General features: G+C 60.6%; 6 protein-coding genes. All 6 read left to right on the top strand.

All coding sequences use genetic code 11. From position 1 onward, the window contains the following. Positions 1-2,262: structural toxin protein RtxA (locus tag NA8A_RS23895; RefSeq protein ID WP_009453023.1), on the top strand; the 2,262-nt coding region annotated here is incomplete at its 5' end. Positions 2,263-2,378: 116 nt separating this feature from the next. Continuing rightward, positions 2,379-2,735: a hypothetical protein gene (locus tag NA8A_RS23900; protein WP_009453024.1), complete on the top strand. Its 357-nt coding sequence runs from the start codon at positions 2,379-2,381 to the stop codon at positions 2,733-2,735. A 21-nt stretch (positions 2,736-2,756) separates the two neighbouring features. Then, positions 2,757-3,902, top strand: a complete 1,146-nt coding sequence (locus NA8A_RS23905; protein WP_240532853.1) for an ABC transporter substrate-binding protein — start codon at positions 2,757-2,759, stop codon at positions 3,900-3,902. Positions 3,903-4,497: 595 nt separating this feature from the next. Beyond that, a complete protein-coding gene (locus NA8A_RS23910) occupies positions 4,498-4,977 on the top strand; it encodes a (2Fe-2S)-binding protein (protein WP_009453026.1) in 480 nt (159 codons plus the stop codon). Positions 4,978-4,991: 14 nt separating this feature from the next. Beyond that, positions 4,992-7,355, top strand: a complete 2,364-nt coding sequence (locus tag NA8A_RS23915; RefSeq protein ID WP_009453027.1) for a xanthine dehydrogenase family protein molybdopterin-binding subunit — start codon at positions 4,992-4,994, stop codon at positions 7,353-7,355. Between the two features lie 11 nt (positions 7,356-7,366). Further along, positions 7,367-8,161, top strand: a complete 795-nt coding sequence (locus tag NA8A_RS23920; protein WP_009453028.1) for an FAD binding domain-containing protein — start codon at positions 7,367-7,369, stop codon at positions 8,159-8,161. Positions 8,162-8,249: the final 88 nt, after the last annotated feature.

The following is an 8,249-nucleotide window of genomic DNA, read 5'->3' on the forward strand; positions in this document are numbered from 1 at the left end:
TTCGCCTTCGAGGATGACGGACCGACCAACAATGCCGGTACTGCCTCCGAAACCGTTCATGAGGATGCGCTCGACAATTACGACCCGCTTGCGGTACTTCCCGGCATTCGGGGCTCCACGGGCAACGATGAGGGTGGCAAGACCACCACGGCAGTGTTCACTTATGCCACAATCGCCGCTCTCGTGAATTTCGGGGCGGATGGCGCAGGTGCTGTGGTTCTGAATACCGACGCGAGTCTTGAAGGAACGGCCATCGCGGGCGTGACCTCGCAGGGCGATACGCTTGCCTGGCATGTCGACGGCAATGTCATCCAGGGTGTGGCGAGCGACGGCCGTGTGGTGTTCACGATCACCCAGACGGCGGGTACGGGAACGATCGACCCGACAGACGACGAGTTCACCTTCGAACTCCTCGATCAGGTCGATCACATTCCGCTTAATGCTCCTTCCGGTGACGATGACGCATCCGCCGTGATCGATATCTCGAATGCCTTCCGAGCTTTCGATGGTGACGGCGATAGCATTGTGCTTGATGCGGGCCTTTCGGTTGCGGTGGAGAATGACGTTCCGGTCGTTTTCGTCCCCGAGCATGCCTATGTTGCGAATCTGGGTGCCGGACCGGCGACCTTCGATTTGAACTTCGAACAGGCGGTCGGTGCCGACGAGTTCGGCTCGGTGCGATTTATCAACATCACGACGGGGGTGACCCAGCTTCGGGATGCCGGCGGCGAGCTGGTGACCTCAGGCGGTGAGCCAATCACGCTGGTGCTGAATGCCGGAGGAACCGCGCTTACGGGTTATGTGAATTATGGCGAGGTGGGTCAGACACAGGTTTTGACGGTCACCATCAATCCGGATGATACCTATACGGTGGACCTGGACGCTCCGCTTGACGACGGAACGGTGATGGCCACCTTCAATCCGTACACTCAAGGGGATAATCCGGGCAATTATCTCTTCAATGAGGTCAACGATCTCCCGCTTCAGGGGTCGCCCGTACTGCTCGATGTTCTGATCTCTGGAACCAACAGTTCAGGCAATCTGTCGTCGGCAAACGTGTCTCAGAGCGGAACGGGTGTCGGCAGCCAGAGCATCTCGCAGGACGCGACGCTGCGACTGGACTTTGCCGAGGAGTTTGTGCGTTCCAATATCGGTCCGAACTCGGGTAACTTTACGGTCAGCAACACGCAGCTTGTCACCAGCGTTGCGGTCAAGATTACCCAGACGGGCTCGAACGATCCGGCCGTGGCCTATGTGGAAGCGCTGAACACTAATTTTGTGTTCTCGAACAATATCTTCAACTCCAATCAGGCATCCGATGTCTCCAATTTTCTGAGCGAAAGCACGGTCGCCATCACAGCCGTGGTGCTGAATGGCGTGGAGTACGACGTCGGCGATTATGCCAACGGCGCTCTCCTCGATGCGACGCATCGCGTCTACTATGTGACCAGCGGTAGCGATGTGGTTGGCGTTTATGTGACGGAACTCAATGTTGGCGACACCGTGGGCGTTGCGACTTCGGACGGGTTCTCGCGGTTTGCGATCACCAATGGCGAAGGTGATCCCATTCCCGGAGGCGTCGGTACGTTCGATACGAAGGATTACGGCAACTTCGATATCGGCGATGTCAGCTTCCGTACGGACGGTCAGGAAGGTCAGCCCATCGATCTTTCGCTGGATGTCCGGGGGACCGATTATGACGGAGATACCGTCGATTCGACGCTGGATTTCACCGTTGTTCCAAACGATGCACATCACATTGTCGGAACCTCGGGAGACGATATAGGCGTAAATGCCCTGGAGGGAACGACCGGTGACGATCTTCTGGCTGGTCTTGCCGGAAACGACGTACTCTACGGGTTTGGCGGCAATGATCTCCTCATCGGCGGTGAAGGCGCCGACACGCTTTATGGCGGAATTGGCGAGAACACCTACGATCTCACCGACAACGACAATGCCGTGGACACGGTGGTGATCGACCCGGCAGCCTTGTCGAACCTTAACCCGGAAGAGATCATCGGCTTCGGCAGCGAGGACGTCGTGGATTTGACGGAACTCTTCACTGTGGATCCGAACGGCGGCACCAACGTGGATCAGTTGAGCGATTTCGTGCGGGTCGATGGCAATAACCTTCAAGTCGACACGGACGGCGGAGCCAATGGCACCAACTGGGTCACCGTTGCCCATTTCGATGTCACCCCGCCTGCTAGTGTCAATATCCTCTACGACGAGGATGGCACGGACACCTCGGGTTCGGTGTGATGTGAGAAATCTTGGCGATCGCGGATTGTCACCGCGGTCGCCATTCAGCATTATGTGGAAATAAACGGTCACTTTCGAAAGAGCTCTCGAAAGACGACCCTACGAGGGAGAACACCATGAGGAAGCTGACCATCGGTCTTGCGGTTGTCATGTCCACCGCATTGACCGGCAGCCTGCAGGCCGCGGACATGACCAGCGGCAGCTATTGCCCCGTCGCGGGTGGGGCCAAGCTTCTGGCCATAGAGAGCAACGCTTCGCTGACCACCGAAGTCGTTCGCCTGATGGATGAGGCCGTCGCCGTTGCCGATAGTCCGCAATGGATCAATTCCGGTCGCCCCGCTTTCGTCTGGGCATCGGAAGCCAAGGTGGCCTGTGGCAAGGCTTATGGCTATCTCCGCTCGGAATATCGCGACGAGGATTATCTGAACAAGTGCGAGTGCTTCCACGCCCGCATGGTCGAATACATGTATTGATAGGCCGTGCGGATTTTTGCCATGCGGGGGGCAATGCGCAGCTCCAGTCACGGCCGCTCCGGCCTACTGCTTGCCATATGCCTGGGGCTTGCGGCCTGTCAGTCTTCCTCGGTTGACGACGCGCTGGATGTGAAATCCGAAAAGGTCGAGAGCGTCAGTGCGGGGCTCGAAACCATAGGTTCGGGACCGCTGGTGATCGGCATGCTGACCGGTCTCGCTGGAAGCGCCACCGCCGCCGAGCGCGATTATCGCGATGGCGCCAGGTTGGCGGCCCGTCAATTGGGCGCCGACCAGGTAACGCTTGCCATCTATAATGCCCGGCCGAATGCTGATGCCATGAACCAGGGCTTCGCTGCCCTGAAGGAAAAGGGCGCGAAACTGGTCATCGGTCCCGCGCGGGCAGATCTTCTTGCGCCGCTTTCCGCAATGCCGGCTTCAGCGAGGCCGCCGGTGCTTGCCTTTGTTTCCAACGGGGCGGCTCATGGCGGCGGTGTGTTTGCGTTCCTCACGGACGAAGTCGACAACGCAATCGAGGCGGCGGCCTATGCGTCCGGTGCAGGCCGGAAGAAACTTTTCTTGGTGCATGATCCCAGCATGGGAGGTGCCGCACTGAAGCGTCTTCGTGATGGCATCGAGGCGGAGGGCGTGAAGATCATCGCGGCCGTCTCCTCTTCGGGCACCGGTGGCAGCCTGGCGGCTTCAGGCGCCACCCTGCAGAATGCGGATGTGGTCATGCTGGCGCCGGGCATGAAGGAGCCCGCCCAGGCACTTGCGGCATTACGCGCGACCGGCGCCATGGCGCCCAATGCGCTGGTTCTGGGTTCTGCCGAAATGACAGCCCAGCGAGCCCTTTCCGGCATGCTCGTCTGCCGGGTCGACCAGCTGTCGGTTGGCGATGTGCTCGAGCGTTACCGCACGGAATTCGGACGCAGGATGTCCAAGGACGCGGCTTATGGGTTCGATGCGGCGGCTCTTGCCATCGGCATTGCGCGTGCGCGAGGTGCTGAAGGATTGACGGCAAGGACGCTTGGCGCCCGTTCAGGCTTTCGCGGCCTTTTGGGGGCCTTCCGTTTCACCGGTACGGGGGCGGTCGAGCGAAATTGCTCCATCTACCGCGTGGCGGATGCAAAATTCGAGCTGCAGGACCCTGCTCCCGAAGGTTTCTGAAGAAAATGCCGGGCACCCTTTGCCCAGCCTGCTTCGCGGAGGCCCATTTTTACTTATTTGATCTTCTCGACAAAAGGAGGTCTTGGCTTTCCCGGAAAACGCCGCTTAAATGATCGTGGAGTTGAGGCGGGGGTTCCGGTGGAGATGCCGGTCCTTCGAAAACGAGGCGGAAGGAGCGAAGCGGATATCCGTATTCCAGGTTCGCCAGAACCCGGCGGAATAGCTTCGCGAGCAACCGGCAGGCAAGTCAGCGGGAACGACTGGTCTTGCTGCGAGTCTGGGAGGCGTCGGGTTGGAAGAGCAAGGCTGCACTTTCAGCAACGGCAGGCGGACCCACCGCCTGACGGGGCGATTTTTAAGACGCCGTTTCCCGATTTTCCTCAACGACAGATCGATCTCCAGCAACGGTTTCCCGACCGTTACGCGCGATGATGGCGCGCTTTTTGCGGCTGGCTGTCTCGAACACTTCGACCATGCGGCGCGGCGGGCATCCGCCGCACTGCGCTTATGCGTCCCGGGATGAGCTGAGGACGCGCAACGGTTGCTACCTAGGTTGCCGTCCCCGAAGGGAAGGGCCCAGGCAAGGGAGGAAGACATGACCGAGATTTCGATGACCGTGAACGGCACGACGGTGAATGCCACCGTGCCCGACAACACACTTCTGGTGGAATTCCTGCGTGAACATCTGCGATTGACGGGAACGCATGTGGGCTGTGATACGAGCCAGTGCGGCGCCTGTGTGGTGCATGTGAACGGCAAGGCCATGAAGAGCTGCACCATGCTGGCGGCCTCGGCCGAAGGTGCCGAGGTGACGACCATCGAAGGCCTTGCCAATGGCGACCTGCATCCCATGCAGGCAGCGTTCCGGGAGAACCACGGTCTGCAGTGCGGTTTCTGTACACCGGGCATGATCATGTCTGCTACTGATATGGTGGCGCGTTATCAGGCAGCCGGCAAGGAACTGACCGAACAGGCGATCCGCCACGAGCTGGAAGGCAATATCTGCCGCTGCACGGGTTACCACAACATCGTCAGGGCCATCCAGGATGGCGCGGCGAAAATGGCCGCGCGCTGAGGGAGGAACCGATCATGACCGAACATGGTATTGGCGCCCGCGTCCTGCGCAAGGAAGACAAGCGCTTCATCACCGGCAAGGGCCGGTATACCGATGACATCCGCAACGAGAAGCAGACCTATGCGGCCTTCGTTCGCAGTCCCCATGCCCATGCGAAGGTGAAGGGCATCGACAAGTCGGAGGCCGAGGGCATGGACGGTGTCATCGCCGTGCTCGATGGCAAGCAGCTCACGGGTGATGGTATTGGAAACCTGATCTGCGGCTGGGCCGTATCCTCCAAGGATGGAAGCGGCATGAATATGGGCGCCTGGTCGGCGCTCGCCACCGACAAGGTGCGCTATGTCGGCGATGCGGTCGCTATGGTTATCGCAGGCACGCAGGCTGAGGCCCGCGCTGCCGCCGAGGCCGTGGCGGTGGATTACGAGGAACTGCCGGCGGTCGTGCACGCGGTCGATGCGCTGGAGACCGGTGCGCCGCAGGTTCATGAGAATGCACCCGGAAACCTGATCTTTGACTGGGGTCTTGGCGACGAGGCGGCGACCGACAAGGCGCTCGCCGGCGCTGCACATGTGACCGAGCTGGAAATCCACAACAACCGGCTTTCGCCCAATCCGATGGAACCGCGTTCCGCCATAGCGACCTATGACGAGGCGGAGGACCATTATACGCTCTACACCACAAGCCAAAATCCGCATGTGGCGCGGCTGGTGCTTTCCGCCTTCTATCAGGTGGCGCCCGAGCACAAGCTGCGTGTGATCGCACCCGATGTGGGCGGTGGGTTCGGCTCGAAGATTTACATCTACCCTGAGGAAGTCGCCTGTCTTTGGGCATCGATGAAGACGAAGCGCTCGGTCAAGTGGACGTCGAGCCGGTCGGAAGCCTTCCTGACGGACGCACATGGTCGCGACCATGTCACCACGGCCCGCATCGGTTTCGATGCCGATAATCGCATCGTGGGGCTGAAGGTCGATACGATCGCCAATCTGGGCGCCTATATGTCGCTCTTCTCCTCGGCGGTCCCGACCTATCTTTATGCTACGCTCTTGTCCGGTCAGTACGACATCGCCAACATCTATGGCAATGTGCGGGCCGTCTACACGAACACCGTTCCCGTCGACGCCTATCGTGGCGCCGGTCGGCCGGAGGCCTGTTTCCTGGTGGAGCGCATCATGGAAACCGCGGCCCGCGAACTTGGCGTTGATCCTGCGGAATTGCGGCGCAAGAATTTCATCAAGTCCTTCCCGCATCAGACGCCGGTGATCATGACCTATGACGCGGGCGATTTTGCGGGCAATCTCGATCAGGCGCTCGCCGCAGCCGATTACAAGGGCTTTCCGGCCCGCAGGGCGGAAGCGGCCAAGCGAGGCAAGCTGCGCGGCATCGGCCTTGCGTCCTACATCGAGGCTTGCGGTATCGCGCCCTCGGCAGCGGTCGGTTCGCTGGGAGCCGGTGTCGGCCTCTGGGAAAGCGCGGAGGTGCGCGTCAATCCGGTCGGCACAATCGAGGTTCTGACAGGCAGCCACAGCCACGGGCAGGGCCATGAGACGACCTTTGCACAGGTGGTGGCGGAGCGTTTCGGCCTGCCGATAGACAACATCCAGATCGTGCATGGCGACACCGACAAGGTTCAGTTCGGCATGGGCACCTATGGCTCGCGTTCCGGTCCGGTCGGCCTGTCGGCCATCGTCAAGGCGCTGGACAAGGTGGAAGCCAAGGTCAAGAAGATCGCGGCGCATGTCCTGGAAGTCTCCGAAGACGATCTGGTCATCGAGGACGGTCAGGTGAAGGTGGCTGGCACGGATCGGGCCATGGCCTGGCACGAGGTCGGGCTTGCGGCCTATACGGCGCACAATCTGCCGGCCGGCATGGAACCTGGCCTCAAGGAAGGTGCGTTCTATGACCCGGCCAATTTCACTTTCCCCGCAGGCACCTATGTGTGCGAGGTGGAGATCGATCCCGACACCGGTGAGACGCAGATCGTCCAGTTCGTGGCTTCCGATGATTTCGGCACCATCATCAACCCGATGATCGTCGAGGGGCAGGTGCATGGCGGCATTGCCCAGGGTATCGGCCAGGCCATGTTGGAAAACGTGGTTTATGGCGATGATGGCCAGCTCCTGTCGGCGAGTTACATGGATTACACCATGCCGCGCGCCGACAATGTGCCGAGCTTTGCAATCCATCACCATTCCACCAAGAGCCCGTCCAATCCGCTTGGCCTGAAAGGCTGCGGCGAGGCGGGTGCAATCGGCACGCCGCCGGCGGTCATGAACGCCATAACGGATGCCATCGGCAACAATGACCTGCAGATGCCGGCAACGCCGCCCCGAGTTTGGGCCGCAATTCACGCCGCATCGGCAAAGATCGCAGCAGAATAGGAGGCAGGGCCATGTATGACGTTCAGTATCATCGCGCCAACAGCGTCAAGGATGCGGTGGCCAGGCTTTCCGCCTCCGCCGATGGCAAGCTTCTGGCCGGCGGCCAGACGCTTCTGCCGACGATGAAGCATCACCTCGCTGCGCCGTCCGATCTGGTGGATTTGCGCGGCATTCCTGATCTGGTCGGCGTCAAGGTGTCGGGCAAGTCTGTCACCATCGGTGCCATGACGCCGCATGCCACCGTCGCTTCCGATGCGGAGCTTGCCAAGGTCTGTCCGGCGATAACCGTTCTGGCCGGCGGTATCGGCGATCCGGCGGTGCGCCATCAGGGCACGGTCGGAGGCTCGATCGCCAACAATGATCCGGCTGCCGATTACCCGGCCGGTCTTCTGGCTCTCGGTGCGACGATCCACACAGACAAGCGCGAGATCGCGGCAGATGATTTCTTCACAGGCCTTTTCTCCACGGCGCTGGATGATAACGAGATCATCACGGCGGTGAGCTTTCAGGTGCCCGAGCGCTGCGGCTACGCCAAGTTCCCCAATCCGGCTTCGCGCTACGCGATGACCGGCGTCTTCGTGGCGAAATCGGTCGACAAGGTGCGCGTGGCCGTGACGGGCGCTGGCTCTGATGGCGTTTTCCGCCATGAGGGACTTGAAGCGGCACTGGCTGGCAATTGGTCCGCCGATGCGGTGGATGGCGTTGCGGTGTCGGCCGACGATCTCATGTCCGACATTCATTGCGATGCCGATTATCGTGCCAATCTGATCAAGGTCATGACGAAGCGGGCGCTGGCCGCAGCCTGATCCTGGAACCCGTTGAAACGCCGTGCGTCCTCTCGGTCGCACGGCGTTTTATATCGGTTGCCTCGTAGAGCATTTTGCAGTCAGGTGG

The sequence above is a fragment of the Nitratireductor indicus C115 genome, assembly GCF_000300515.1.
Lineage (GTDB): Bacteria > Pseudomonadota > Alphaproteobacteria > Rhizobiales > Rhizobiaceae > Nitratireductor > Nitratireductor indicus.